Annotated in this window: 17 protein-coding genes; 6 read left to right on the top strand and 11 right to left on the bottom strand. The window is 76.4% G+C overall.

The features are described from left to right. Nucleotides 1-22: 22 nt before the first annotated feature. The 5 genes from ACFVHB_RS03230 to ACFVHB_RS03210 all read right to left on the bottom strand — a co-directional run bounded on the left by ACFVHB_RS03230 (nt 23) and on the right by ACFVHB_RS03210 (nt 12573). Nucleotides 23-4204 carry a DUF5682 family protein gene (locus ACFVHB_RS03230; protein ID WP_380314532.1) on the bottom strand — a complete coding sequence of 1394 codons (4182 nt, stop codon included), beginning with the start codon at nt 4202-4204 and terminating at the stop codon, nt 23-25. A 4-nt stretch (nt 4205-4208) separates the two neighbouring features. Beyond that, nucleotides 4209-5396: an AAA family ATPase gene (locus ACFVHB_RS03225; RefSeq protein WP_380314531.1), complete on the bottom strand. Its 1188-nt coding sequence runs from the start codon at nt 5394-5396 to the stop codon at nt 4209-4211. After that, nucleotides 5393-10804, bottom strand: a complete 5412-nt coding sequence (locus tag ACFVHB_RS03220; protein ID WP_380314530.1) for a hypothetical protein — start codon at nt 10802-10804, stop codon at nt 5393-5395. The genes ACFVHB_RS03225 and ACFVHB_RS03220 overlap by 4 nt, the downstream gene beginning before the upstream one ends. Continuing rightward, a complete protein-coding gene (locus ACFVHB_RS03215; protein WP_380314529.1) occupies nt 10801-11676 on the bottom strand; it encodes a DUF4132 domain-containing protein in 876 nt (291 codons plus the stop codon). Before ACFVHB_RS03215 ends, ACFVHB_RS03220 begins: the two co-directional genes overlap by 4 nt. A 168-nt stretch (nt 11677-11844) precedes the next feature. Beyond that, nucleotides 11845-12573: a DUF4386 domain-containing protein gene (locus ACFVHB_RS03210; protein WP_380314528.1), complete on the bottom strand. Its 729-nt coding sequence runs from the start codon at nt 12571-12573 to the stop codon at nt 11845-11847. A gap of 198 nt (nt 12574-12771) precedes the next feature. Between ACFVHB_RS03210 and ACFVHB_RS03205 the strand changes: the two genes are divergently transcribed. After that, nucleotides 12772-13542, top strand: coding sequence for a TetR/AcrR family transcriptional regulator (locus ACFVHB_RS03205; protein WP_380314527.1), 771 nt, complete (start codon nt 12772-12774; stop codon nt 13540-13542). Between the two features lie 110 nt (nt 13543-13652). Here ACFVHB_RS03205 and ACFVHB_RS03200 read toward each other — a convergent pair whose 3' ends face one another. The 3 genes from ACFVHB_RS03200 to ACFVHB_RS03190 all read right to left on the bottom strand — a co-directional run bounded on the left by ACFVHB_RS03200 (nt 13653) and on the right by ACFVHB_RS03190 (nt 16956). Beyond that, nucleotides 13653-14813: a PQQ-dependent sugar dehydrogenase gene (locus ACFVHB_RS03200; RefSeq protein ID WP_380314526.1), complete on the bottom strand. Its 1161-nt coding sequence runs from the start codon at nt 14811-14813 to the stop codon at nt 13653-13655. 170 nt (nt 14814-14983) lie between these two features. Beyond that, complete coding sequence (locus ACFVHB_RS03195) at nt 14984-15784, bottom strand: ABC transporter ATP-binding protein (RefSeq protein WP_380314525.1); 801 nt, start codon at nt 15782-15784, stop codon at nt 14984-14986. Between the two features lie 131 nt (nt 15785-15915). Further along, on the bottom strand, nt 15916-16956 hold the full coding sequence (locus ACFVHB_RS03190; protein WP_380314524.1) for an ABC transporter substrate-binding protein: 1041 nt from the start codon (nt 16954-16956) through the stop codon (nt 15916-15918). A gap of 196 nt (nt 16957-17152) precedes the next feature. Here ACFVHB_RS03190 and fhuB point away from each other — a divergent pair, with 196 nt between their 5' ends. Together fhuB and fes are read left to right on the top strand one after the other, a co-directional pair. Further along, entirely contained in the window at nt 17153-19327 is a 2175-nt protein-coding gene (fhuB, locus tag ACFVHB_RS03185) for a Fe(3+)-hydroxamate ABC transporter permease FhuB (RefSeq protein WP_380314523.1), read from the top strand. Nucleotides 19328-19346: 19 nt separating this feature from the next. Continuing rightward, nucleotides 19347-20564: an enterochelin esterase gene (fes, locus tag ACFVHB_RS03180; RefSeq protein ID WP_380314522.1), complete on the top strand. Its 1218-nt coding sequence runs from the start codon at nt 19347-19349 to the stop codon at nt 20562-20564. 15 nt (nt 20565-20579) lie between these two features. Here fes and ACFVHB_RS03175 read toward each other — a convergent pair whose 3' ends face one another. Beyond that, nucleotides 20580-21143: a hypothetical protein gene (locus ACFVHB_RS03175; protein WP_380314521.1), complete on the bottom strand. Its 564-nt coding sequence runs from the start codon at nt 21141-21143 to the stop codon at nt 20580-20582. Between the two features lie 196 nt (nt 21144-21339). On the opposite strand from ACFVHB_RS03175, the gene ACFVHB_RS03170 reads away from it, so the two are divergent. Together ACFVHB_RS03170 and ACFVHB_RS03165 are read left to right on the top strand one after the other, a co-directional pair. Next, the gene (locus ACFVHB_RS03170; protein ID WP_380314520.1) at nt 21340-21672 is read left to right on the top strand and encodes a hypothetical protein; all 333 of its coding nucleotides are present in this window, start codon (nt 21340-21342) and stop codon (nt 21670-21672) included. Between the two features lie 93 nt (nt 21673-21765). Continuing rightward, a complete protein-coding gene (locus ACFVHB_RS03165) occupies nt 21766-22044 on the top strand; it encodes a GNAT family N-acetyltransferase (RefSeq protein WP_380314519.1) in 279 nt (92 codons plus the stop codon). 20 nt (nt 22045-22064) lie between these two features. Here the strand turns inward: ACFVHB_RS03165 and ACFVHB_RS03160 are convergent, their stop codons facing one another. Continuing rightward, complete coding sequence (locus ACFVHB_RS03160) at nt 22065-23006, bottom strand: alpha/beta hydrolase family protein (RefSeq protein WP_380314518.1); 942 nt, start codon at nt 23004-23006, stop codon at nt 22065-22067. Between the two features lie 291 nt (nt 23007-23297). On the opposite strand from ACFVHB_RS03160, the gene ACFVHB_RS03155 reads away from it, so the two are divergent. Further along, on the top strand, nt 23298-23888 hold the full coding sequence (locus ACFVHB_RS03155; RefSeq protein WP_380314517.1) for a TetR/AcrR family transcriptional regulator: 591 nt from the start codon (nt 23298-23300) through the stop codon (nt 23886-23888). Between the two features lie 87 nt (nt 23889-23975). Here the strand turns inward: ACFVHB_RS03155 and ACFVHB_RS03150 are convergent, their stop codons facing one another. Further along, complete coding sequence (locus tag ACFVHB_RS03150; RefSeq protein ID WP_380314516.1) at nt 23976-25766, bottom strand: ABC transporter ATP-binding protein; 1791 nt, start codon at nt 25764-25766, stop codon at nt 23976-23978. Nucleotides 25767-25993 lie beyond the last annotated feature (227 nt).

Raw genomic sequence — 25993 nt, 5'->3', positions numbered from 1 at the left:
CCCCCCAGGGGCGGGGACGAAGTCAACGGACCTTCTCCCCCACCCAGCGGGCCAGTTCGAGCGGGCTCAGCGCCGCCACGGGCATCCCGGCCACGACCAGTTGGCCCGCGACCGCCTTCGAGTACCGGGCCGTCCCGGTGTCGTCCAACGCGGCACAGCCGATCAGGTGACAGCCCGAGTCGACCAGCGCCCGGGTCTGCGTGAGCAGCCCGCCGATCGGGCCGCCCTCCTCGAAGTCGCTGATCACGGCGACCAGCGTCCGCGAGGGCACCGTCACCAGCTCACGCGCGTACTTCAGCCCGGCCGCGATGTGCGTCCCGCCGCCCACCCGGACCTCCAGCAGCAGACCCAGCGGATCCTCCACGCGCTCGGTCAGGTCGAGGACCTCGGTGGAGAAGGCGACGAAGTGGGTGCTCAACGACGGCACCCCGGCCAGGATCGAGGCGGTCAGCGCCGCCCAGATCGTCGACGACTCCATCGACCCGGAGACGTCCACGACCAGGATCAGCCGCCAGTCCGCCGCCTTGCGGGCCCTGGTCCGGAACACCGGCCGTTCGGGGACGATCACCGTCCCGCCGCTGCCGTCCTCCGCCGGGCGGGCGGTGACGAGGTTCGCCCGGATCGTCCGGTCCAGGTCCAGCCCGCCCCCGGGACGGCGGCTGGGCCTCGGCACGCTGATCCCGGTCAATGCCGGACGCAGCCTGGTCGCCAGTTCCCGGGTCAGCTCGTCCACCAACCGCCGCACCAGCGGCCGCAACCCGGCGATCCGCGCCTCGGGCAGACCGCCGGCGTGCTCCAGCACGGACCGCAGCAGCTCGACCGACGGCCGGACGGCGCCCGGGTCGATCGCCTCCAGGGCGTCCGTCCGTCCCTGGGCCGCGGCCGCGGCCAGCACCTCCTCCCGGAGGCCCGGCCCGAACAGCGCGGACAGCTCCTCGCCCCACTCCCGCACCCCCGGATACGGCGCCTCCCGGCCGCCCCGCCCGTCGACGCCCGGCCCGGCCCCCTCCCCACGGCCGGTCCCGTACAGCTCGTCCAACGCGGCCGCCACCCGGCCCGCCCGCCCCCGGAAGCCACCCGTCCCCGGCCGCCCCAACAGCAACCGCCACCGCTCGGCGGCGGCGAGGGCGTGGGTGTCGGCGGTGGAGGTGGGGGTGGGCGTGGGCACGGTTGGCGCGGCAGGTACGGCCGTGACGGCTGCGGCGGAAGTGCCGGAAGCGGCGGCGCGCCCGGGAGGGGCTGGGGCGACGACGGAGGCCGGCGCGGGCGAGGCGGGAGCGACGGCGCCGGAGGCGGCAGCGGCACCGGCCGCCGACGCGCCCAGCGCACCGCTCACAGCGGGGGCCGACGCGGGCCCGGCAGACACAGGCGCGGCCGCAGCAACACGCCCGGCAAAGGCGGAAGCCGGACCGGGCGCGGCGGGAGCGACGGCACCGGAGGCGGCAGCGGCACCGGCCGCCGACGCGCCCAACGCACCGCTCACAGCGGGGGCCGACGCGGGCCCGGCAGGCACAGGCGCGGCCCCAGCAGCCCGCCCGGCAAAGGCGGAAGCGGCGACGGGCGCCGGCCCGGGTGAGGTCGGCGGGTGGGCGGGCGGGTTGGCAGCTGCGGGCGGCACGGCGGTCGCGGTGACCGTGGTGCGGGCCGCCGGGAGGAGGTTGCGGTGGGTGAGGGCGGCCCGGGCTGCCAGGTCGGCGCGGGTCCAGGCGGCGAGCAGGGCGGGCGCGACGGTGTCCGGGAGGGCGTGCAGGCGGGTGCCCAGGCGTTCCTCGACCAGGGTCAGGAGCCGGTCGCGGGCGGCCGGGCTGAGGGTGTCGAAGCCGCCGCGCAGCGCGGGGAGCCGGTCCAGGAACGCCGTGTCGGGCAGGGCGGTGACCCGCTCCAGCACCGGCTCCAGCACTTCGGGGGCGGAGGCGAACAGGCCCTCGGCGGCCGTGAGCAGGCCGACCAGCGAGCGCCCGAGCGTGTGCCGGGTGTCCGGGCCGGTGGCGCCGTCGACCCAGGAGGCCGCCCGGCCCCCGAACGCCTCCGGGTCGTCCTGCCCGAGCAGCACCCGCACCGCACCCGCCGCGCCCCGGACCAACGGACTTCCCCCGTCGGCGAGTTCGGCCAGCGCGTGGCGGAGCCTGACCCCGCCCGACCGGTCGGCCCGGCGGGCCAGTTCCACCAGCGCCCGGGCGTCGGCGGGGTCGTCCGACCCGCCCAGCCCCGCCAGTTGGCGCACCGCGGCCACGGTCAGCGGCTCCACGGCGGCCGCGAGCACGTCGGCCCGGGCGTCGTCGCCGCTCGGCGCGAGGCCGGGGACGTGGCCGGCGCGGAGGCGGTCCAGGAGGGCGAGGGCGTCGAGGAGTTCGGGGAGGGTGGCCGACTGGGGCAGGACGGTGGTGAGTTGGGCGAGGCGGGTGTCGGCGAGGGCGGGGAGGCCGCAGGCGGCGGCCTGGGTGAGACCGGTGAGGACGTCGCGGGCGGTGGCTCCGTCGGCCTGCTGCTCGCGGCGCAGGCGTTCGCGGAGGGCCCCCTCGGCGGCCTGGGCGGGGGTGACGCCGCGGGTGCCGGCGACGCCGAGCATGGCGGCGGTGGCCGGGGTCCACTGGACGCGCCAGCGGGTGCCGAGGGTTTCGGTGCCGCCGGCACCGGTGGCGGCGACCGGTTCCGCGTACGGGACGTCGCAGGCGGTGAGGCGGTGGAGGAGCAGTTCGCGCCGGCGGTCGAGGGGTGAGCGCAGCGGGTCGAGGCGCAGGTCGCGCGGGGCGGTCCCGGCGGTGTCGCCGGGACCGGGCAGGCCGAGGTCGGCGAGGAGTGCCTCGACCGCGGGGGCGAGGCCGCTGCGCGGGGCGGCGGGGGCGGCGCGGCCGGTGCGGGTGCCGACCAGGACGCGTTCCAGCGCGCGGGCGACGGCCCGGCCGCGGCCGAGCGGTTCGCCCTGGGCGAGGACGGTCTGGACGGCTTCGACGAGTTCGCCGCGCCCGGGGGCGGCGAGGCCGCGCAGCCGGGCGAGGTCGCCGGCGAGGCGGACGATCTCGCGGGCGTCGGCGGGACCGCAGGGGTGGTCCTGGGTGCGCAGGGCCTCGCAGATGCGGACGGCGGTGTGGGTGAGCGCGTCGGCGAGGCGCTCCGGGTCGCCACCGGCCTCCAGGACGGTGTGCTGCCACTCGGGATCGCGGATGCCGGCCGGGTAGCCGGAGCGGGCGTCGAGCAGGGGGTAGGTGTAGGGGATCAGCGAGACGACGTGGCCGCCGTCCGGCACCGGGTCCCAAGCCGACCGGACGTCAGCCTCGCCCGGCGGGACGTCAGCACCGCTCGGCGGGACGTCGGTGCGGGCCGGCGGGACGTCCGCAGCGGGCGACTCGGGCGGCGGGTCGAGCAGCGCGGGTGCGTGGAAGGCGCCGACCACGGCGGCGACCCGCCGGCCCCCGGCCGTGGCGGCCCGGACGCGGTCCCGCATCCAGGCCTCGCGCCGCAGGTCGTAGGGGTCGACGCCGGTTCCGTCGGCGGCGTCGCGGCGCATGGCCCAGCCGACCAGCAGGGCGGCGCGCCGGACGGCCTCGGGGGTGGAGCCGGGGGCGGCGGTCTCGACCAGGCGGTCCCAGAGGTCGTCGTCGGCGGCGCGCCCGGTGAGGCGGTGGCGCAGCGCGTCGGTGACGCCGGGGCGGTCGTCCGCCGCCGGGTCGCCGGCCGGGCGCCAGGACGGCCCGCGGTGGGCGAGCGGCAGGTCGCAGGCGACCGCCTCGACGCCGTTGCGCCGGGCCCAGCGCAGCGCCGCCAGCTCCGGCGAGAAGTCGGCGAAGGGGTAGAAGGCGAGCCCGGACGCGCCGTCACCGGCCTCGTCGCGCTCCCCGGCGGGGGCGGCGGCGAGGGCGACGGGCGCCTCGGTGGACTCGTCGGCCAGCCAGTCCAGCCAGGGCTGGAACTCGGCGGGCAGCTCGACCAGCACCACCTCGGGCCGGGCGGCGTCGAGCAGCGCGGGCACGACCGCGCTGAGCGAGGGCGCGTGGTGGCGCACCCCGATCAGGTACGGCCCGGGCGCGTCGGTGCCCGCGGCGGCCAGCCGGGCCGCCTCCGCCCGCACCGCGCCGCGCGGGTCGGTGCGTACGTCGGCCGCGGCCCCGCGCGGGTGGGCGGGGCCGGCCGCCACCGCCTCGCGCGGGTCGGCGGACCCGGCCGGTCGTGCTCCGCGGGGCGTGGCCGCGCTGCTCGTCGTCATCGCCTCACGCCTCCAGTGCCGAGCGCAGGTCCCACAGGGTGCGCCAGGTGCCGGCGCCCTGTTCGGCGCGGCGGCGGACCGGGCCGTCCCAGTAGCCGAGGAGCCGGGCGGCGTCGGCCGGGTCGTCCTTGCGGACGACGCCGATCAGCTGGCCGGGGAGCTTGCCGAGCAGGTCGCCGCCGTCGGGCAGGTAGGCGGCCGAGACACCGAGGGCGGTGGCCACCGAGACGGCCTCGGCGGTGCTCATCACGGTGGACGGGCGTTCGACGTCCCAGCCCTCGGTGGAGCGACCGGTGCGCAGGTCACGGAAGGCGGTGACGAGCGCCTCGAGCACCGCGTCGTCCACCGCGTACGGGGCGCCGGCCCGGGCGACGGCGGCGGTGGACTGGCGGCGGACCAGTTCGACCTCGGCGGCGAGGCTGCCGATCGGGCCGACCGTCTCGAAGTTGAACCGCCGCTTGAGGGCGGCGGACATCTCGCTGACGCCCTTGTCGCGCAGGTTGGCGGTGGCGATCAGGGTGAACCCGGCGGCGGCGTGCAGCTGTCCGTCCGGGCTGCCGGCCAACTCGGGGACGGCGACGCGCCGTTCGGAGAGCAGCGAGACCAGGGCGTCCTGGACCTCGGGCAGGCAGCGGGTGACCTCCTCGACCCGGGCGACGGCGCCGGTCGTCATCGCGGTGAGCACCGGCGAGGGCACCAGGGCCTCCCGGCTCGGGCCCTTGGCGAGCAGCAGGGCGTAGTTCCACCCGTACTTGAGCTGGTCCTCGGTGGTGCCGGCGGTGCCCTGGACGGTGAGCGCGCTGGTGCCGCAGACGGCGGCGGCGAGCAGTTCGGAGAGCATCGACTTGGCGGTGCCGGGCTCGCCGACGAGCAGCAGGCCGCGCTCGCCGGCGAGGGTGACGACGCAGCGCTCGACGAGCGCCCGCTCGCCGACGAACTTCTGCTCGATGGCGAGGCTCCTGCGCCCGGCCTTGAGCTTCTCGCCGTCGCTGCCCATCACGAAGGTGACGACGGCGCGCGGGGTGAGCCGCCAGCCGGGCGGGCGGGGGCCGGAGTCGTGCGCGGCCAGGAACTCCAGCTCGGCGGCGTACTTCTCCTCCGGCGGGACGATCTGCCGCACGGCGGGGTGGCCGACCGCCGTGCCGTTGACGGCCGCGTCGTTCACGGCGGGGTTGTTGACGGTGGTGCTCATCGGCGGGCCTTCCTGCGCTTGCCGGTCTGAAGCTCTTCGTAGCCGGGGGTGTCCCCGTCGCCGATCCGCTGCCAGGCCCGGGCGAACAGCTCGGGGACGGACAGGTGCGGCAGGACGGCGTGGTGGGTGGGCAGTTCGTACAGGCCGGCCTTCCAGGTCTCGGCGGGCAGGCCGGGGGCCTTGGCCTCCTGCCAGCCGCCGGGCAGGAAGAGGCTGCGGCCGGCCCGGGCCCGCTTGGCCTCCAGCACCAGGGTGGTGGCGGCGAGTTCGGCGCGGGCCCGCTTCAGCCGGGCGGGCTTCCAGCCCGTCCAGCGGGCGACGTTGCGGTCGGTCGGGTCGGGCAGGGCGAGCAGCTGGAGGTAGAGCGCGGCGGCGTCCTCGCCGAGGCCGTGTGCCCGGGCCACCTCGGCGACCAGACCGGGCACGCTGAGCAGCGGGTTCTGCGCCCAGGCGGTGGGGGCCGCGTCGGACGGTGTTCCGTCGGCCTCCACGGCCGCGGCGGCCCCGGCCCCGTCCGTCTCCCCGGCCCCGTCCGTCTCCCCGGCCCCGGCCCCGGCTGCGGGGTGCACGGGCGGCGCCACCAGCCGGTCCAGCTCCCCGCTCAGGACCGCCTGCAGGGCGAGCCGTTGGCTCCCGAACCAGTAGCTGTCGGAGAGTCCGTCGAGCAGCTCCAGCAGCGGGTCGTCGGCGCCGGTGAGCCCGGCCGGGCGCAGCCAGGCCTCCTCCTGGTCACCGTGGCCGGGGGCGAGGACCAGCGCCTCGCCGCAGCGGACCAGGCCGTCGGCGTCGGCGCCGCCCTCGGCCGGCAGGCCATACCGGGTGCGCAGGAGGGGTGTCAGCTGCTGGTTCTTGACGGTGCGCTTGAGGTCGTAGTCGAGCAGCAGCCCGGGGTCCGCGAGGCGGGTGCGCAGGGCGGTGGCGGCCTGCGGCAGGAGCGGGCGCAGCGGGCTGTCGGCGGGCAGGTGGTAGGCGAGCCAGCGGAGGGCGTCGACGGCTCCGCCGAGGCCGTTGGCGCCGGGCAGCGCCGCGGGGTCGTCGGCGTGCAGGCGGAGCGGGCCGCCGTCCTGGTCGGCGCGCAGCCGGTAGCCGGTGGTGCGGCTGAGCCAGGCCGTCCGGGCGGGGTTGAGGACCGCCTCGATCTGGCCGACGGGGACGCCGGTGACGGCGGCCTGGGCCTCCTCGGGCAGGGTGACGAGGGTGCCGAACCGCTCGGTCCAGCGGGCGGCCCCGGCCTCGGTGTCGGGCCCGGCGGTCCAGAGGTCCTCCGGTTCGGCCGGCAGCAGCGCGGACCAGACCTCGGCGAGCGCGCTCCGCTCCCGGTCGCGCAGCCAGTCGCGGGCGGCCCTGGCCTCGGTGGACTTGAGGCCGTACTCCTTGAGGCGGTCGGCGGGGAGCACGGCGCCGTACCACTGGAAGAGGGTGCTGGTGGGGCTGAGCAACAGGGTGGCACGGGTGGTGCCGATGCCGGTGCGGGCGGCGAAGGCGGCGGCGTGGGCGGGGTCCCGGTCGGGGGCGCCGTGCGCGGCGAGCTGCTGCCGGAACCGCGCCACCCAGGCCGCGCTGATCCGCTCCTCGGTGTTGCGCTCGGCTGCCGTGCCGAAGTGCGCCACGGGGCCGAACGCGCCGCTCGGGTCGTGGTCGACGGCGAGCCAGTGCACCCGGTCGTCCCGGTGGTGACGGCAACCGAGGACGATCACCGTCCGGTCGCCGTGCCGCAGCACCTGGCCGGCGCGCTTGGGGTGCTTGTGGTTGTGGGTCGTGTCGTTGAGCGGCTCGGTGAGGGTGACCTCCCGCAGGGTGGCGCCGCGGTCGGCGAGCGGGCCCTTCGTCAGCTCGTCCAGCAGCAGCGCCAGGCTGGACCGCTCGGCGCTGCCGGTGAGCGGGGCGGCCGCGGCGTAGGCGAGGGTGCCGAGCCGGCCGAGCAGGTGGAGCCAGGCCTGGTGGTTGTCGCCGCCGCTCAGTTCGATCCGGAGCGGGGTGGCCCAGTCGTCGGTGCCCGCGGGCACGGCGGGCGGGTCGGCGAGGACGGCGGTGACGGCCCGCAGGTTGTTGAGGACCCGCCAGTGCTCGCCGCCCTCCCAGCTCGGGCCGAAGCCGTCGACGCCGGGGAGCAGCAGGCCGGCGGCCGTGCGCAGTTCCTGGTCGCGGCCGTGCGCGGGCCGGTAGGCGTCGGCCCGGGCGGCGCCGCTCTTGGGCCGGGCGGCCTCGGGCTGCGGGACGAACCGGGCGACCCGGTCGAGCAGGTCGGCGGCGGCCCGGGCGAGCCCGGCGACGCCGGCCCGCAGCAGCGGGTGGCCGAGGCCGGGCAGCGCCTCGCCGACCGCGGCGACCGGCACCCGGCTGCGGGACTCCTTGCCGTTGGCCAGCAGGCGACGGCGCCCCTGGACGGTGAGCCAGCGCTGCTCGTCGGCGGCGGCCGGTTCGGTGTCGACCGGCCAGGCGGCGTCGATCAGCCGGGCGGCCTGCTCGTCGGTGACGGCGCGCAGGGTGCGCGAGCCCTCCTCGTCGCGCGGTCGCAGGGCGTGCCAGTGGGCGAGCGGCGGGACGTACGCGGTGCCGGACGCGTCCAGGCCGCCGGGGCGGCAGGGGCGCAGGTCGGCGGTGGTGCCGGCGTCGCCCGCCGCTGCGCTGCGGGCGGAAGCGGCGTGGGCGGAAGCGGCGTGGGCGGAAGCGGCGTGGGCGGAAGCGGCGTGGTCGGAAGCGGCGTGGTCGGTGCCGGAGCGGTCGGACGCGGTGCGGTCGGACGCGGGCAGGGTGAGGGTGAGGCTGCCGCCCTGCTCCTCCACGACCAGCGGGTGGGCGTCGCCGGGCAGGGCGAGCCGGCCGACCGGGAAGCGCCGGGCGTGGCCGCCGCGGCCGGGCAGCACGAGGGTGGTGCCGTCGGCGGTGCCGGTGGTGACCCGGCCGCCGTCCACCCGGACCCAACTGCCGAGCACGACGCCGTCGGTGCCGAGCGGGGTGTCCTCCAGTCCCGGCTGCATCGGCAGCAGCCGGGTGCGCCGCGTGTCGAGCCGGCCGGCGGCCGCGGTGGCGGCGACCCGGGGCGGCTCGGCGGAGCGGCCGAGCGCGCCGGTGGCCGGGTCCAGTTCGACCAGGTGATCGCCGTCCTGGCCCCAGCGGACCGTCCAGTGCCCGGTGCCGTCGCCGATCACGGCGTGCTCGGCGGGCGCCCGGGTGTCGCCGGCGTGCAGCGGGCGCTCGCCGGTGGTCCGCCCGCCGCCGGGCAGCGGGAGGCTGGGGACGCCGGGCTCGTCGTTGCCGCCGTAGTAGCGGACGATGGTCTCGCCGCCGAGCTCGAAGGTCTCGGCGGGGCGGCCGGACCAGTAGGCGCGCTGCTTGCCGTCCCGGTACCAGGCGACCAGCAGCTCGCCGTCGACGTAGCGCAGCCGGGGCCGCTGCCACCGCTCCAGCTTGTCGGGGATGCGCAGGGTGTGTTCGAGCACGATGCCCTGCGGACCGACCACCAGGGCCTGCGCCCCGCGGGCCAGGACCAGGTGCGGCCAGGCCTCCTCGGTGAACAGGTCGTCGGGGAGGGTGCGGCCGGCCGGACCGCCGGGCGCCTCCCCGGGCTCGACGCCGAGCCGGGCGAGCGCCTCCTCCAGGGCGGGCCAGCCGAGTTCGTCGAAGATGCCGTTGCGCAGCGTGCGGGCGAGCAGGCCGGTGACGTCGAGGCCGGCGATCCGCTCGGCGGCGGCCGGGTTCTCGGCGACGATGGCGGGGCGGCTGGTCCGCAGCGAGCGCAGCAGGTCGGTGGCGCTCGCCAGGCCGCGGGCGGCGAGGAGTTCGTCGGCGCGCTCGTCGGACCACTCGACGAACAGCTCGCGCAGCACCGGCAGGGCGGGCAGCTGCTTGGCCACGGCGGCGTCCCAGACGCCCGGGACGGCGGCGCGCAGCGCGGGCCGGAACCGGGGGTCGGCGGCGAGCGCGGCGAGCGGGCGGCTGTCCGGGCCCGAGACGTGCACCCAGTCGGTCAGGCCGAGGACGAGGCCCTCGGCCGGGTCGGCGACCGGGACGCCCTCGGCGAGCAGCAGGTCGAGCACCTCGATCCGGGTGGTGCTGTTGCGGCGGGCGGTGAAGACGTCCACCGGGACGCCGTCGGCGCGCAGCCGGCCGGCCATCCGCGCGACGAGGGCGACGGTCTCGGTGCTGATGCCTCGGGTGCGCCAGCCCCGGCCGAGGTGGCCGAGCCAGCGCTCCAGCCAGGCGGCGGGCGTCTCGGCGGCGGGCGCCTCGGCGGTGGACGGCCCGCCGGTGGCCGCCCCGGCGGCGGGTGCGCCGGGGCCGGCCGGGCCGGTGAGCAGCTGCTCGGCGCCGCTCTCGGCGAGGACGGCGAGCCAGGAGGCGTCCTGGGCGTTCTGGTCGCTCACGCCGGCCGGGTCGGGCAGGATCTCCAGAAGCCGGGCGCGGACGGCCGCGTCGCTGCGGCCGAGCTCGACCACGGCACCGTGCCAGGACTTCCAGAACGCGCCGGGTGCCCGGTTGACGGCCGGTGAGGCGAGCAGTTCGGCCAGCAGCGCCCGCTCGTGCTCGGTGCGGTCCAGCCCGGCGGCCCGGATCAGCGCGCGGGCGTCCTCGGCGACCCCGGCGTACGGGGCCATGCCCGCCGCCGAGCGCTCGGTGCAGAGCTGGCGGAACCGCTGCCAGGCGGTCAGCGGGTCGAGCCGACCGCTCAGCTCCTTGACGTACTGGCGCAGCGACTTGACGGTGAGGGCTCCGGCCAGCGCGAACTCCAGGAAGACGGCGCGCAGTCGCTCCTCGTCCACGGTGAGGTTGTGGGTGCGCTCGGCCTCGCGCGCCTTGCCGAAGTAGGTGGCGGCGTAGGTCTGGTTGCCCTGGGCGAGGAAGATCCGGCCGACCTCCTCGCAGTAGGTGGGCAGGAAGTGCGGCACGGCGCGGCCGAGGCGCACGGCGAGCGCCTCGAAGCCGTCCTTGGCGTGCCCGGGCTTGGACTTGACCTGCCGGGCGAGCCGTTCCATCTCCTTGACCAGGGCGAGCGCGTGGTGCCCGTTGGCCGGGTCGTGGACCAGCGCCCAGGCCGGGAAGCCCAGCGCCTCCTGGCGGACCTGGCCGACCACGGCCGGCTCCGCGGCGGGCGTCAGGCCGAGGAACTCGACGGCGAGGTCCTCGGCGGGGCCGAGCGCGCCGGGCACCAGCCGGACGATGCGGCGCCCGTCGAGCACGGGGTGCGCGTAGCTGCGGGCGGTGAGCACGTCGGCGGGGCTGTCGGGCTGCCCGGCGGCGGGCAGCGTGCCGGGCGGGAGGACCGCTCCGGCGTCGAGCAGACGCTCGTTCAGCCCGGTACCGGCGGTGGCGGTGGTGGCCTTGGCGGACTTGCCGTCGGTGGCCTCGGCGTCCGGCGCCTCGGTGCTGGCGGCCGTGGTGTCGGTGGCGATGGTGGTGGTGCTCATGCGGCTTCCTCCCCGTCGATCGTGCGGCCGGCGTGGAGTGCGGCGGCCATCCGCATGCCCTCGGACCAGGCGACCGGCCCGACGTGCGCGAGCGGCAGGACCTTGCCGTCCGGGCCGGTCCAGCTGAGCGCGCCGGTCTCGCAGGCGTCGTACTCGTAGTAGTCGCCCACCCAGACCCGGGCCTCCAGCGCGGCCCCGCCCTCGACCACGGGCAGCACGGCGTGACCGCCGCGCACCCGGTAGCCGAGCCGGGCGCAGCGGCCCAGCAGCTCGCGCAGCTCCTTGTAGCGGCCGCCGGCGTAGGTGGTGACCTCGGTGCCGGTCGGGGTGCCGGCCCCGGCCTCGGCGTCGTCCGGGCGGTACCAGACCTCCCGGTACAGCTGCTGGACCTGCTGCGTGACGCCGAGTTCGACGGCGAACTCGCGCAGCTCGTCCAGGTCGTCCAGGAGGACGGGGTGGGGTATCCGGATCTCGCCGTCGGTGAGGCGCACGGTGTCCCCGTCGAGGTCGACCAGGCCGAGCCCGCGCTCGGCGTCGGCACCGCGCAGGAACCCGGCGACCGAACCGTCCGCGCCGGTCACCACCAGGTCGCGCAGCACCTCCTGCCAGGCCTCGTCGGCCCAGACGGCGGTGACCACGGCGGCGGGCACCGGCAGCGACCGGACCATCCAGCGCTCGGCGTCCTCCAGGCACCGCCGCCGGTGCGCGGCCAGCCACTCGGTGAGCTGCCGGAGCCCGGTCACCACCGGATCGTCGTTCAGCTTCGACGGCACGGCCTTCAACGGGCGGCCCGCCGCGTTGCGGCACACCACCTTGCCCTCCGGGTCGAGCGCGACCTGGTAGCCGCCCGCTCCCGCTTCCACCCACGCCACGCCGCTCTCCTCCCAGCTGGTCAGTGATGGGAGGAACGTAACGGGACACTCTGACAACGCGACCACCCGGGACCGGCGCCGTCCGTGACGGTCGCTCGGCGGGCCGCGGCGGCGGCGGTGGTGCGCCGTCGAACGGGTCGGCGGCCGGGCCGCCGGGGTGGCCGGCCCCTACGCCGGGAGACCCTTCGCGAGCGGAGACGCGGCCGGCGGGATCGGGGCCGGCGGGATCGGGGCCGGCGCACGGAATCCGCGGAGGATCATGCGGAGGGCGACCGCCAGCTCCCAGGCGAACACCGGGACCGCGGCCAGCGACCCCCACCCCGACAGTTGCCCGTAGCAGCCGAACAGCACGGCGACGGCCGAGGCGAAGATCAGCGGGCCGCCGACCAGGCCGAGGACCGCGATGGACCGGGGCACCAGCCCCGACCGGTACATCAGGTGGGCCACCAGCACGGTGTTCGCGCCCAGGACGAAGTTGGGCCCGAGCAGGAAGGTCCAGTCGTGGACGGCGACGAGGGCCCGTCCGACCGTACGGAGGGTGGCCGCGTCCGTACCGGCCGCGGCACTCCGACGCAGCGTCACGACCGCGAGGAGGCTGACGACGCCCACGCTGATGACGGCCGCCTCCAGGGTGCGCAGGCCGAGGTAGCCGATCGCGGCGCCCTCGCCGTACCGCCTGACGACGGGGAACAGCGCGATCGCCGTGCCGACCACGGCCAGCGCGAGGACCACCTCGAAGAGCGCCCCCAGGAGCACCCGGCCGTCCGGGCCGGGGCCGACGACGAAGTCGGGGTCACTCAACACCGGGCCGTAGAGGACCAGCCCGCCGATCGAGGCGACATGGGTGACCAGGAAGCAGACGCCCGCCGCTGTCGCGAGCCTTCTCGAGGGGACCACAAGAACTCCTTCACCGACACGGGCGTCGTTCGCCGGCTCCGGCCCGCGCCACGCCCAGCCCGAGGTGTACGGCGTACACCTTCGCCGGTGACGCTAGGGTGTACCGCGTACACCTGTCAAGGAAGGGGTCGACCCCGGGTCGGCCCGCAGTCGGCCCGCAGTCGGCCCGCAGTCGACCCGAGGAGAGGCGGCCGGGAGATGGCCCAGCAGACGGACGGCACCACGCGCCGGACCGCGCTCAACCGGGAACGCGTCCTGCGCGCCGCCGTCGCGCACGCCGACCGGTCGGGCATCGAGGCGCTGAGCATGCGCAGCCTCGCCCAGGAGCTGGGCGTCGTGCCGATGGCGCTCTACAAGCACGTGGCGAACAAGGACGAACTCCTCGCCGGGATGGTCGACATCGTCATCGCGGAGATCGGCGAGACCGCGGAGACCGGCCAGAAGGGGGAGGCCGGCCAGAACGGCGGACCGGACGAGGGGTCCGCCCCCACGGGGGACCGAGCGGACTGGAAGGGCGCGGTCCGCCGGCGCATCCTCTCGGCCCGGCGGGCGCTGCTGCGCCACCTGTGGGCCGCGCGCGTCATCGAATCGCGCGCCTCCCCCACCCCCGGGGCCCTCGGCTACCTCGACGCGCTCATCGGAACGTTCCGGTCCGGCGGTCTCTCCGCGGACCTCACCCACCACGCGATGCACGCCCTGGGCAGCAGGGTGTGGGGCTTCACGCAGGAGCTGCTGCCCGCCGCGCCGGACACCGACGGCGAGGCACGGGCCCGGGCGGCGGCGCTCGCCGAGCTGGCCCTCCGGTACCCCCACATCGCCGAGATCGCCGCGGGCGGGACCCATGACGACGACACCGTGGTGGGCCGGGGGTGCGACGACCAGTTCGAGTTCGAGTTCGCGCTCGATCTGCTGCTGGACGGTGTCGAGCGGCTGCACCGGCAGGGCTGGACGTCCGCCGACCGGGCCTGACCCCACGCCCGACCCCGGACCGGCGCGGGGCGGCGGGCGCGCGGGGCGGCGGGCGCGCGGGACGGCGAGCGGCCGCCCGGTACGGCGGACGCCCTACCCGGACCCGGGGCCTACGGGATCGCGAGGCGCAGGATGCGGTCGTCGTCCGGGCCGGGTTCGCCGCGCCCGTCGGTGTTGTTGGTGACCAGCAGCAGGGTGCCGTCGCGGTCGGCGACGACGGTGCGCAGGCGGCCGTAGGTGTGGTCGAGGAACGCCTGCGGGTCCCCGGCGAGGTGGTCGCCGTCGAGCGGGACGCGCCAGAGCCGGGCGCCGCGCAGCGAGGCCACCCAGACGGCGCCGTCGGCGTAGGCGATACCGCTCGGAGAGGCCTCGGAGGGCGGCCACTGGACGACCGGATCGATGAACTCGGGGCGGTTGCCGACGCCCTCGACCTCCGGCCAGCCGTAGTTGCCGCCGGGCCGGACCAGGTTCAGTTCGTCCCAGTCGTCCTGGCCGAACTCGGCGGCCCAGAGGCGCCCTTGGGGATCCCAGGTGAGGCCCTGCACGTTGCGGTGACCGTAGGAGTAGACGGGCGAGCCCGGGAACGGGTTACCGGGTGCGGGGGTGCCGTCGGGGGCGAGACGGAGGATCTTGCCGCCGAGCGAGCCCTTGTCCTGGGCCAGCGAGCCCTTGCTGGTGTCTCCGGTTCCGGCGTAGAGCAGGCCGTCCGGGCCGAACGCGATCCGGCCGCCGTTGTGCCGGGGGCCGCGCGGAATGCCGCTCAACAGGAGTTGGACGTCGCCGAGTTGCCGGGTCGCGGGCCGCGTCGGGTCGTACGGGAAGCGGACGACGCGGTTGTCGTCGGCGGTGCTGAAGTACGCGTAGACCAGGTGGTCGGTGGCGTATCCGGGTGACAGCGCGAGGCCGAGCAGACCGCCCTCGCCGCCGGAGACCACGCCGGGGACGGTGCCGGCCTCGGTCTTGGCGCCGTCCGTCGCCGCGACGCGGATGATCTTCCCGTTGTCCCGCTCCGAGACCAGGAGGTCGCCGTCCGGCAACACCACGAGCCCCCAGGGCGCCTCCAACCCGGAGGCGACCGTCGTCCGCACCACCACCGACGGGGTCTCGGCGGGGGAGGCGGGGGACGCGAGGGTGGGGGTGGCGGGGAGCGGCGAGGGCGCGAAGGTCCGGACGGTCGAGGCCGTGCCGGTGCCGGAGGGGGTGGCGGAGGAGCAGCCCGCGGCCGGACCGAGCAGCAGGGCGAACAGCAGGACAGCGGAACGGCGGAGCACCGGTGGGCCTCCCGGAGCGCGGCGGGTGCGGATGCGGCGCCACCCAGCAGACCACATCCGCCCACCGCACGGACCGCAACCCGCCGCCGGGGCCCCGGACGGAGCCGCCCGCCGCGCCGGGCGCCCCCACGACGGGCCGGGGAGGGCGGCCGGGCAGGCCGGTCCCCCGGTCAGCCCGTCGTCGACACCGTCCTGGTCCCGGCCCTGGGCACGATCACCGGTGCGCCGTCGCCGGGGGCGGCGAGCACGTCGCTGTCGATGTCGTACAGCGCCCGAACCAGCGGCGCGTCCACCACCTCGCGCGGCGCCCCGCAGGCGACGACCGTGCCGTCGCGCAGCGCGACGACGAGGTCCGCGTACCGGGCCGCCGCGGCGAGGTCGTGCAGCACCATGACGACGGTGCGCCCGCCCGCGGCGACCTCCCGGACCAGCTCCAGCACCTCGACGGCGTGGCCGAGGTCGAGCGCGCTGGTCGGCTCGTCCAGCAGGACGACGGGCGCGTCCTGTGCCAACACCATGGCGAGCCAACAGCGTTGACGCTGGCCGCCGGAGAGGCGGTCGAGCCGGCGGTCGGCGAACGCGTCGACGCCGGTGGCCCGCAGCGCCTCGGCGGTGAGCCGTTCGTCGTCCGCCGACCACTGGCGGAACAGCCCCTGGTGCGGGTGGCGGCCGTAGCGGACCAGCCCGGCGACGGTGACCGCCTCGGGCGCCTGCGGGCTCTGCGGGAGCAGCGCGACCCGGTGCGCGGCCTGCCGGGGGCGCAGCCGCCAGATGTCCTGACCGCCGACCAGCACCCGGCCGGCGTCCGGGCGGTGGAGCCGGGCGATCGACCGCAGCAGGGTGGACTTGCCGCAACCGTTCGGGCCGACGATCGCCACCACCCGTCCGGCGGGCAGCGCGAGGTCGACGCCGGTCAGCACCGGGCGCCCGGGGCCGTAGCCGGCGGTGAGTCCTTCGACCGTCAACTCCATGAGCGTCTCCTCCCCGACGGACGGGCGATCAAGTAACAGGTGACACGTAACAGATGACAACTGACAGATTACAGATAACAGATAACAGATTTCATCAGCTGTCATCTGTCAGCAGCCTCCCGTCACAGCTGCTACTTCGCGCCGAGCGCCTTGCCGATGTCGCCGATGACCACGTCGGCGGCGAGCGGGCCGCCACGGGTCGACCAGACCGAACCGTCCACGGTGACGGTGCGGTTGTTCTTCACCGCGCCCAACTCCTGGTAGGCGGGCTTGGACTGGACGTCCTTCAGCGCGGCCTTGCCGTCGTCGGTCAGCGTCGACAGGAACAGCCAGTCGCCGTCGATCTCGTTGATCTTCTCCAGGCTGAGCGCCGGGGTGTGCGCGTTGCCGTCCTTGTCCTGGGTCTTCGGGCGGGTCAGGCCCATGTCCAGGGCGACGCCGCTGGCGAACTGCTTCTTCTCCATCCAGCTCGGCCCGGTGGGGTTCCAGCGGACGATGGAGACGGCGGCGCCCTTGTTCGCGCCCAGCTCGGCGCCGGCCTTGGCGGCCTTGGCGTCGTAGTCGCCGATGACCTTGTTGGCCTGCTCCAGCTTGTTGACGGCGTTTCCGATGCCGCGGAAGGAGAGCTTCCAGTCGTCGGTCGGGGCCATCGTGACCAGGGTCGCCGGGGTGATCTCGCGCAGTTGCTTGAGCATCTGCTCGTCCTGCATGTCGCCGGCCAGGATCAGGTCCGGCTTGGCGGCGATCACCTTGTCCATGACGGGCTGGAGCAGGTTGCCGACCACCGGGATGCCCTGGACCTTGTCCTTGAGGTAGGCGGGCGGCTCGTTGAGGCCCTGGCCGTTGGTGATGCCGACCGGCTTGACGCCGAGGGCGAGCACCGCGTCCAGATCCTCCTGGGTGAGGGTGACGATCCGCTTGGGCTCGGCGGGGATCTCAACGGCCTTACCGGTGGCGTCCTTGACGGTCCGCTTGCCGCCGCCGCCGTTGCCGCCGGCCGCGTCGGCGGCCGGACCGCCGGAGGCGGAGGCCGCGCCCTTGTCGGAGGAGCCCTTGCCGGAGGGGCCGGAGGACCCGCAGCCGCTGAGCAGGAGCGCGGCCGCTCCGGTGGCGGCCAGCGCCTGGACCGCCCGGCGGCGGGCGAGGTGGAGCGGGCTCTGGTCGGTCGACATGTGTGCCTCCGGGCAACGGTGTTGCAGACGTGGTGCGAGCGGTCGGGCGCGAGCGGACGGTTCAGGCGCGTGGCGCGAGCAGCCGGCGCCCGCACCGGCGGACGGTGTGGCGCGGCGCGGCACGGCCGGATCCCGACGATCCGGCGCAGGCCCGACCGGGCATCCGCCGCGATGACCATTAGGTTAGCCTTACCTTATGACATTGTCGCAAGCGGGTGCCGCCGTGCAGGCCCGCACCGAGCCCGACGCCGAGCCCGACCCCGGGGCCCCGCCATCCGGCCCGGCCCGCCGCACCACCCGGCTCACCGTCGTCGGCATCCTCGCGGCCCTGCTCGCCCTGACGGCGCTCTCGCTCTCGGTCGGAGCCGGCGAGGTCGGCCCCGGCCGGGTCCTCGACTACCTGCTGGACCGAGGCGGTGCCCGCGGCGACAGCCGGCTCGCCCTGGTCGTCGGCGACCTGCGGCTCCCCCGTACCCTCACCGCGCTGCTGGTCGGCACCGCACTCGGGGTGGCGGGGGCCCAACTCCAGTCCGTCACCCGCAACCCGCTCGCCGAGACCGGCCTGCTCGGCGTCAACGCGGGCGCCTCGCTCGGCGTCGTGGCCGGCATCGCCCTGCTCGGCGTGCAGACCTCGTACGGCTACCTGGCCTTCGCCTTCGGCGGCGCCGTGCTGGCCAGCACCCTCGTCCTGCTGATCGCCGGCAGCCGGGGCGGCGGCTCGCCGATGCGGCTGGTGCTCGGCGGCTCGGCCGTCGGCGCCACCTTCGGCGGGCTCACCGGCGTCCTGATCGTCAACTCGCCCGAGGCGTACGACCGGTACCGGGTGTGGGTGCTCGGTTCGCTGGCCGGCGTCGAGGGCTGGACGACGCTGCGCCAGCTCGCCCCCGTCCTCGGTGCCGGGTTCCTGGTGGCCGCGTTCACCACCCGCCCGCTCGCCGCGCTCGCCCTCGGCGACGACCTCGCCCGCGGCCTCGGCCACCGCCCCGGCGCCACCCGGGCCGCGGTCGCCACGGCCGTCACGCTGCTCACCGCCTCCGCCGTCGCGCTGGCCGGCCCGATCTCCTTCCTCGGCCTGCTCGCCGGCTTCCTCGCCCGCGCCGCGGCCGGCCCCCGGGTCGGGCGGCTCACCCTGCTCGCCGGGCTGGTCGGCGCGGCCGTCCTGACCGGCGCGGACGTCCTCGCGCGGGTGGTGGCCCGGCCGTTCGAGGCGCCGGTCTCGGTGATCGTCGCCCTGATCGGCGCCCCCACGCTGATCGCCATCGTCCGCTCCCGGAAGACGGCCGCGCTCGGCATGACCGACACCGCGCCCACCGGGTCCGCGCCCTCCCGCGCGGAGGGCGGGGCCGCCAAGCCCGACCTGGTACTGCGGCGCGGCGCGCTCTCCGTCCTACTCCCCCGGCGGTCCGCGCTGGCCGCCGCCGGCCTGGCCGCCGCCCTGCTCGCCGCCGTCGTGGTCTCCGCGCACGCGGGGCAGAGCGAGCTCGACCTCGGCCGCACCTTCCGGGCCGTCTTCGGCTACGGCGACCGGCTCGACGTGCTGCTGGTGCAGAAGTTCCGGCTCGGCCGGATCGTCGCCGGTCTGGCCGCCGGCGCCGCGCTCGGCCTGGCCGGCTGCCTCACCCAGACCCTCGCCCGCAACCGTCTCGCCACCCCCGAGCTGCTCGGGGTCAACGACGGCGCGACCGCCGCCGTGCTGTTCTCCGTCACCGCCTCGGGCACGTTCGGCGCCTGGTGGGCCGGTCCGCTCGGCGCGCTCGCGGCCGTCCTGGTGGTCACCCTGGTCGCCGGCGGGCTCGGCGCCCGCGGCTACCGGGTCCTGGTCGTCGGCCTCGCCATGTCGGCGCTCGCCTCGGCGGTGATCCAGGTGGCGATGGCCCGCCGCTCGCTCAACTCGGCCGGCGCGCTGTACGTCTGGACCTCCGGCAGCCTCAACGGGCGCGACTACGCGGTGGCCACGCCGGTGCTGACCGGGCTGGCGGTCCTGGTACCGCTCGCCCTCGTCGTCGCCCGTCGCCTCGCCGTGCTGCGCTTCGACGACGACGTGGCCGCCTCGCTCGGCGTCGACCCGGCCCGGGTCCGGCTCGCCTGTCTGCTGCTGGCCGTCGCGCTGGCCGGGCTCGCCGTCGGCGTCTGCGGACCGGTCGGCTTCGTGGCGCTGGCCGCGCCCGTGATCGCCGGCCGGCTCGCCGGGCCCGCCCGGGTGCCGGTGCTCGGCGCGGCCCTGGTCGGCGCGGTGCTGGTGGTGCTCGCCGACACGCTCGGCCGGGTGCTGATCGGCGGCGTGGAGATCCCGGTCGGCATCGTCACCACCGTCCTCGGCGGCCCGTTCCTGCTCTGGGTGTTGCTCGGCCGCAAGGGCAACCCCGCCTAGACCCCTGGGAGTTACCGACATGCAGAGTGAACCCGGCTTCGCCGACGGCGGGTTCTGGGCTCGGGTGGCGGCCGAGGGCGCACCGCTGGTCGAGCCCGATCCCGACGACCCGGCGTACCGACTGGTCACCTTCGTCCACCGCGACGAGGACCCGGCCGACCCGTGCGACGCCGTGCTCGCGCTGGTCCACACCGTCACCGACAAGGACCGGCACGCGGGCGACCTCACCCCCCACCTGATGGAGCGCCGGCCGGGCGGGTGGTCGCGCACCTACCGGCTGCGCGCCGACCACCGGGCGTCCTACCAGCTGTACCCCGTCCGGGGCGACGTCCCCGGCACGGCGCGCGCCGACTGGCTGCGGGTGCTGGACGAGGCCCGTCCGGACCCGCTCGCCCGCGGCCCGCGGCTGCCCGCCCGCGACGGCCGCCACCCGTCCTCGGTGCTCGCCCTGCCCGAGGCGCCCGCCCAGCCGTACGCGCGGCGGCGGGACGGCGTGCCGCGCGGGCGGACGGTGGCCGCCGAGGCGGCCGGGCGCCGGGTCGACGTCCACCTGCCGGCCGGGGCCGGTGCCGGGCCGCACCCGGTGGTCGTGCTGCTCGACGGCGAGATGTGGGGCGAGGTGCTCTCCGTCGGCGACACCCTCGACAACCTCGCGGCGGACGGCGTGATCCCGCCCGTCGTCGCGCTGCTCGTCCACACCATGGGCCCGGGCCGTCCGGACGACCTGAGCTGCAACCCCGACTTCGTGGACCTCCTCGCCGACCGGGTGCTCCCGTGGGCGGCCGCCGAGTACGGCACGGCGCTCGCGCCGGACCGCACCGTGATCGCCGGGCAGAGCGCGGGCGGCCTGACCGCCGCCTTCGCGGCCTTCCGCCGGCCCGACCGGTTCGGCAACGCGCTGTCGCAGTCCGGCTCGTTCTGGTGGCCGGACGGGACGGAGTTCGACGAGGGCAGCGAGTGGCTCACCCGGCAGTTCGCGGCGGGGCGGCGTCGGGAGGCGAGGTTCTACGTCGAGGTGGGGCTGCAGGAGTGGATGCTGCTGCCCCAGAACCGGCACCTGCGGGACGTGCTGATCGCGCGCGGCTACGACCTGGCGTACCGCGAGTTCAACGGCGGCCACGACTACGCCTGTTGGCGCGGCGGCCTGGCGGACGGGCTCGCCCACCTGCTGGGTTCGCCCGGGCGCGCGGCGGCGGATCTCCCGCAGACCGTCCGGGCCGGGGGCGCGGCGGAATGATCCTCCGGCGGGCCCTCACCCCTCGGGAGTCGCAAGACGGCCGGCGGGCCGACGGGCCTTGTCGGCGCGCACGCTCCACCAGACGGAGCCGAGCAGCATGACGCCCGGGGCGATGCCCGCGACCGCCGCGATCACGGCGGCGGAGGCGCCGCACACCGCCAGGACGAGACCGGCGCCGCCGCAGGCGGACATCGCCGCCGCGAGCAGCCGGATCGACGGCATCCGCCAGACGACCGCGAGGCCGAAGAAGTGCAGGCCGACCACCAGCGCGATCCAGGCGACCGAGGCGCGTGTGGCGTGCAGCACGGGGTTGATGAGGACGAGGCCGGCCAGGCCGACCACCACCTCCGCCGCCACCACGAGGCGGTAGCCGCGGCCGAAGAGCGGCGCTGCCGCGCGGTCCGCGGCGGCCCGGGGCGTGCGGCCGCGGCGCAGCGCGATGAACAGCCCGACGAACGTGCCGATCGCGAGCACGCGCAGCGGAACGCCCACGGCCGTCGGCAGGTTGCCCGCGCTCGCCACGACGAAGACGAGCCCGAAGATCGCGCCGATGAGCCGGCCGGTCTGGTTCGATGTCACACGCGCAGTCTCGCCGATGTTGATCATCATGCCAAGCGCGGCCTCCCGCCCCCGGGCCGGAGCACCCCGGCCGCGCGGCTGCCGAGTCGGTCCGGCGCGCGCGGCACCGGTGTGTTGGAGCCATGGTTCGTGAGCGATCGTCCATTAGTGTGCGTCCGAGGTGACAGCTGACGTCACAGCGACGAAAGGACTGATCATGGTCGAGAACTACACCGATCTGCCGGCGCCGGAGTCGGTGCGCATCATCGACTTCGACGAGGCGAAGGTCGTCCCGGGGATCGTGCCGGCCACCTTCATCCTCATCGTCACCGGGGTGATGCCCTACCAGAACATGACGGTCCGCCTGTCGCCGCGGGTCTACATCGAGCGGCCGGACTACTGGGGCATCGAGGTCGTCGGCTCGCTGCCCGGCATCGGCATCCCCGCCACCGCCCCGTACACCGTGTCCCTGCCGCTGGACGGCGTCCTCGGGACAAGGGGGATCGAGGTGATCGGGGCGAACCGGACCGAGCAGATCGCCGTGCCGTAGCCGCGCCCGGCCGCTCCCTCAGGATCCGCGCCCGACTCTGAGACCGACTCGGCGGCCCGGCTCAGCCGCCCGGTTCAGCCATGCGGTTCAACCATGCGGTTCAACCGCCCCGCTTCGCGGATCCCGGGGAGGGGGGCGGCGCATCCGGGGGGCGGCGCCCGCCACGTCGGCCACACCGGGGTCCTCCGCCCGTGGCGGGGGCGCGGGCTGGCGCGGGCACTCAAGACCCACGCCGCCCACCGGCTGGTCGCCGACGGCGCGCGGACCGCGCACACCGAGGCCGAGGCGGCCAACGCCGCGATGGTCGCGGTCAGTTCGGCCCTCGGCCACCGGTGGGGACGGGGCCACCACCGACTGGTCACGGGCCTCTGACCCCGCCCGGCGGCGGCCCGTCACTTGCTCTGCAGCGCTCCCAGCGGGTCGGGGTCCCGCTCCAGCGCGGTGACCGCCGCCTTCCAGGCGGTGTCCTCGACGCGGAGGGCGCTGCGCAGGAAGGCCGTGGTGAGCCGCTGGACCAGGGCGACGCGTGCGGGGTTCTCGTCCGTCGTCTCGGCGACCTCGTACCCGGAGACGCCGCCGAGCGAGTGCTCCGCCCCGAACAGCGTGAGCAGGCTCTTGCCGCCCGGGCTGTGGGTGTAGGGGTCGGTGAACCAGTCCGGCCCGCGCGTGGAGAGGTGGGACTGGTCGCGGTCCCCGGCGACGATGAGGGCCGGCGCGGTCATGGTGTCGAAGGACGGCCGCAGGAAGGGGAAGTGCTCGGCGGCGAACGGGGTCAGGTCGTCGCCCAGGCCGGTCAGGGCGAGCAGCACACCCGCCTTGACCCGCGAATCGGACAGGTCCTCACCGGGGACCCCGTCGGCGTCGAGGACGCGCGCGCCCAGCAGCGCGCTCGCGGTCTGGGCTCCCCAGGAGTGGCCGGCCACGGCGACGCGACCGCGGTCGAGCCGCCCGGCGAGGCCGGGCACGGAGGACTCCAGCACGTCGAGGCCGTCCAGTACGCGCCGGAGGTCCTCGATGCGCAGGCGCCAGATCCGCGGCGTACGGGGGTCCTCGGCGGAAATGCCCAGCGACCTGGAGTCGAGGTGGGTGGGCTGCAGGACGGCGAAACCGTGCGCGGCCCAGTGGTCCGCCAGTGGCGCGTAGCCGTTCATCGACCAGCCGAAGCCGTGTGAGAAGACGATGACGGGCAGCTCGCGGCCGGTAGCGGGCGCGGACACCCGGACCTGGAGGTCCTCGCCGCGGCCCGGAGCGGGCAGGACGACCGGCTTCACGGATATCACCGGGGTCGGCGCGCTCGCGCTCTGCTGCGGGTGCGCGGTGTTCGAGTCGGACATCGACGGTCCTTCCGTTCGGTTTCTTCGCGTGCTTGGGGGCGCGATCGGCGGTGATCGGTGGCGATCGGCTGCGACCTGCAGCAGCCGGGTGGCGAGCGTGGGGTGACCGGCCGCGATCGATGACGCGCGACGACGGTCGCGGCGTCAGGAGCCGGTGGCGGTGGCGGTGGCGATGGACGGCCTGGCCGCCGGTCCGGCGGCCTGCCATCATGAGTGAAACGGAACCTCGTTCCGGAAATGACGATACGGAACAGCGTTCCGCTTTGCAAGGCTCACGGAAGGAGCGCCACGGTGAACGACAGCGGCCAGAGCACGGGAAGCGCGGCCGGGCCCAGGCGCAAGGACGCCCGGCGCAACCAGCAGACCCTGCTGGACGCGGCCGCCGCGGTCTTCGTCGCCTCGGGCGTGGAGGCGCCGGTGCGCGACATCGCGGCCGAGGCCGGCGTGGGGGTGGGCACGATCTACCGCCACTTCCCCACCAGGGCGGACCTCGTCATCGCCGTCTACCGTCACCAGGTCGACGCCTGCGCCGAGGCCGGCCCGGCCCTGCTGGCGGCCGGCCCGACGGCCCACGCCGCCCTCGAACGGTGGGTCGGCCTCTTCGTGGACTTCCTGGTCACCAAGCACGGCCTGGCGTCCGCGATGCAGGCCGACAACGCCGGCTTCGAGGCGCTGCACGCCTATTTCCTCGACCGCCTGCTGCCGGTGTGCGCCCAGCTCCTCGACGCCGCTGCCGCCGCCGGTGAGATCCGCGCCGGTGTCGACGCCTACCAACTCATGCGCGGCATCGGGAACCTCTGCATCGGTGCCGACAGCGACCCCCGCTACGACGCGCGGCAGCTGGTCGCGCTCCTCGTCGCGGGGCTGCGCCTGCCACGCTGACCCGCGGCCCCCGTGAACGGCGTGCGCGCGGCGACCCCCGCCCCCGCTTTACCGCCCCCGCTCTACCGCCCCCTCTACCGCCGCTGGCTACCGGCCGCCGAGCAGGGAGGGGCCGGCCTGGCTGGCCACCAGTTCGCGGTACGGGAGGCAGCGGGTCAGCAGCGTGGGGTGGTCGGCGGCGTCCACCACCGTGCCGTGGTTCATCATGATCACGTGGTCGGCGCGCTGGACCGTGGTGAGCCGGTGGGCGACCACGACCACGGCCCGGTGGCGGGCCAGGTGTTCCACGAGCTCGCGGAAGCGCAGCTCGTTGAGCCCGTCCAGCTGGCTGGTGGGCTCGTCGAGCAGGACGATGTCGGCGTCGCTGAGCAGCGCCCGGGCCAGCGCCATCCGCTGGCGCTGGCCGCCGGAGAGGTCCGACTCCCGCCCCAGCACGGTGTCGAGGCCCTGCGGGAGCCGGGCGACGTCCTCGGTCAGGCCGACGGCGGCCAGCGCCCCCACCAGCTCCGCGTCGCCGGCCGGCTCCGCGTCACCGGCCTCGCCGGCGGGCCGGCCGAGCCGGAGGTTCTCCCGGGCCGTGGCCTCCAGCAGGGTGAACGCCTGGTCCACGTAGGCCATCCGGGCGCGCAGCGCGTCCAGCGGCCAGCTCCGGGCGTCGTGGCCGAGGACGCTGACCGTCCCGGCGGAGGGCCGGACGAAGCGGCCGATGAGCGCGAGGGCGGTGCTCTTCCCGGCACCCGAGGGCCCCACGACGGCCGTCAGCCCGGTGCGCGGAACGCTGAAGGAGACGGACCGGAGAGCGGCCTCCTCCGAGCCGGCATGGGTGTAGGAGACGTTGCGGAAGACCACGGCCGGGGCGTCCGGCGCCGGGGTGGGGGCGGTCCGGCCGGCGTCGTCGGAGTCGGTCTCCAGCGGCATCGCCAGCAGTTCGTTGCAGCGGTCCCGGGCGGCCAGCCCGGCCTGGAGCCGGCCGAAGCCGGTCGCCAGCGTGTTCACCGACGGGACGGTCTGCAGCAGGTAGAGCAGGAACGCGGCGAAGGCCGCCACCCCGAGGTCGCCGGCGGCCAGTCGGGCGCCGCCGGTGAGGATCACCGCGATCATCGCGAACTGGTTGCCGAGCGTCAGCACGGCCGGCACCAGGGCGCCGAGCCGGGCCCCGGTCAGCGAGACCGCGCGCAGCCGCTCGGCGTCCTCGGCCAGGACGCGGTCCGCCACCGGTTCGGCCCGGTACGCCTTGATGGTGGTGAGGGCCTCCAGGTTCGCCGTGAACCGCTGGGCGATCCGCCCGACCGCGTCCTGCTGCCCGGTCACGTTGGACCGCATCCGGCGCAGGATCAGCAGCACCAGGACGGTCAGGACGGCGAGCGCGGCCACGGTGACCGCGGTGAGCACCCAGTCGATCCACAGCATCACGGCGAGCGTGGCGGTGACGCTGAGCGCGGCCAGCGGGAGCTGGGTCGCCACCTCGACCACCTGGCGCAGCAGCTGCGCGTCGGAGGTGACGCGCGCCGCGAGGTCGCCGGTGCCGCTGGCCCGCACCACGGGCAGCGGCAGTCGCAGCGCGTGCGCCATGATGCCGATCCGCAGGTGGTAGGTCATCCGCTCGCCGATCCGGGCGAGTTGGAAACCGGAGAGGGCCTGGGCCAGCGCCCCGCCGACGGCGGCCGCGCCCATCATCAGCAGGCCGGGGGTGAGCGAGCGGTGGGCGGAGAAGTCACCGACGATCTTCTGGACCAGCAGCGGGAGGGCGAGTCCGGCGGCGGTGGCCGCCACGGCGAGCAGCAGGGCGACGGCGAGCCGGACGGGCTGGGCGGCGAGTTCGCGGCGCAGCCGGACCGGCGGCGCGGGGTCGGCGGCGTTGGGGGGCTGGTCGGCCACGGGGTGCCTCTCTGCTGGGTCGGGCGGTTCGCTGCGGCCGGCCGGCGGGTGCCCGGCCGACGACGGACCGGGCCGCAGCGGTGACCGCTGCGGCCCGGTGGCCGGCCCGGGGTGCCGGGGGAACCCCGCCCGCCCCCCAAGCGGGCCCCCCCCCCGGGGGGGGGGGGCGGGGAGGGGGCCACCCGCGGTGTGGCCCGGGGGGGGGGCGCGGTGTTGGGCGGGGGCTT

The organism is Kitasatospora sp. NPDC127111 (assembly GCF_042677465.1).
In the GTDB taxonomy this organism is placed as follows: domain Bacteria; phylum Actinomycetota; class Actinomycetes; order Streptomycetales; family Streptomycetaceae; genus Kitasatospora.
This window is presented reverse-complemented; position numbering and strand designations above follow the sequence as displayed.

Bases quoted from the DNA above. Each gene is read 5' to 3' on its own strand.
- ACFVHB_RS03230 (WP_380314532.1), bottom strand. From the start codon at position 4,204: ATGACGACGAGCAGCGCGGCCACGCCCCGCGGAGCACGACCGGCCGGG.
- ACFVHB_RS03225 (WP_380314531.1), bottom strand. From the start codon at position 5,396: ATGAGCACCACCGTCAACAACCCCGCCGTGAACGACGCGGCCGTCAAC.
- ACFVHB_RS03220 (WP_380314530.1), bottom strand. From the start codon at position 10,804: ATGAGCACCACCACCATCGCCACCGACACCACGGCCGCCAGCACCGAG.
- ACFVHB_RS03205 (WP_380314527.1), top strand. From the start codon at position 12,772: ATGGCCCAGCAGACGGACGGCACCACGCGCCGGACCGCGCTCAACCGG.
- ACFVHB_RS03195 (WP_380314525.1), bottom strand. From the start codon at position 15,784: ATGGAGTTGACGGTCGAAGGACTCACCGCCGGCTACGGCCCCGGGCGC.
- ACFVHB_RS03190 (WP_380314524.1), bottom strand. From the start codon at position 16,956: ATGTCGACCGACCAGAGCCCGCTCCACCTCGCCCGCCGCCGGGCGGTC.
- fhuB (WP_380314523.1), top strand. From the start codon at position 17,153: ATGACATTGTCGCAAGCGGGTGCCGCCGTGCAGGCCCGCACCGAGCCC.
- fes (WP_380314522.1), top strand. From the start codon at position 19,347: ATGCAGAGTGAACCCGGCTTCGCCGACGGCGGGTTCTGGGCTCGGGTG.
- ACFVHB_RS03170 (WP_380314520.1), top strand. From the start codon at position 21,340: ATGGTCGAGAACTACACCGATCTGCCGGCGCCGGAGTCGGTGCGCATC.
- ACFVHB_RS03165 (WP_380314519.1), top strand. From the start codon at position 21,766: ATGCGGTTCAACCGCCCCGCTTCGCGGATCCCGGGGAGGGGGGCGGCG.
- ACFVHB_RS03160 (WP_380314518.1), bottom strand. From the start codon at position 23,006: ATGTCCGACTCGAACACCGCGCACCCGCAGCAGAGCGCGAGCGCGCCG.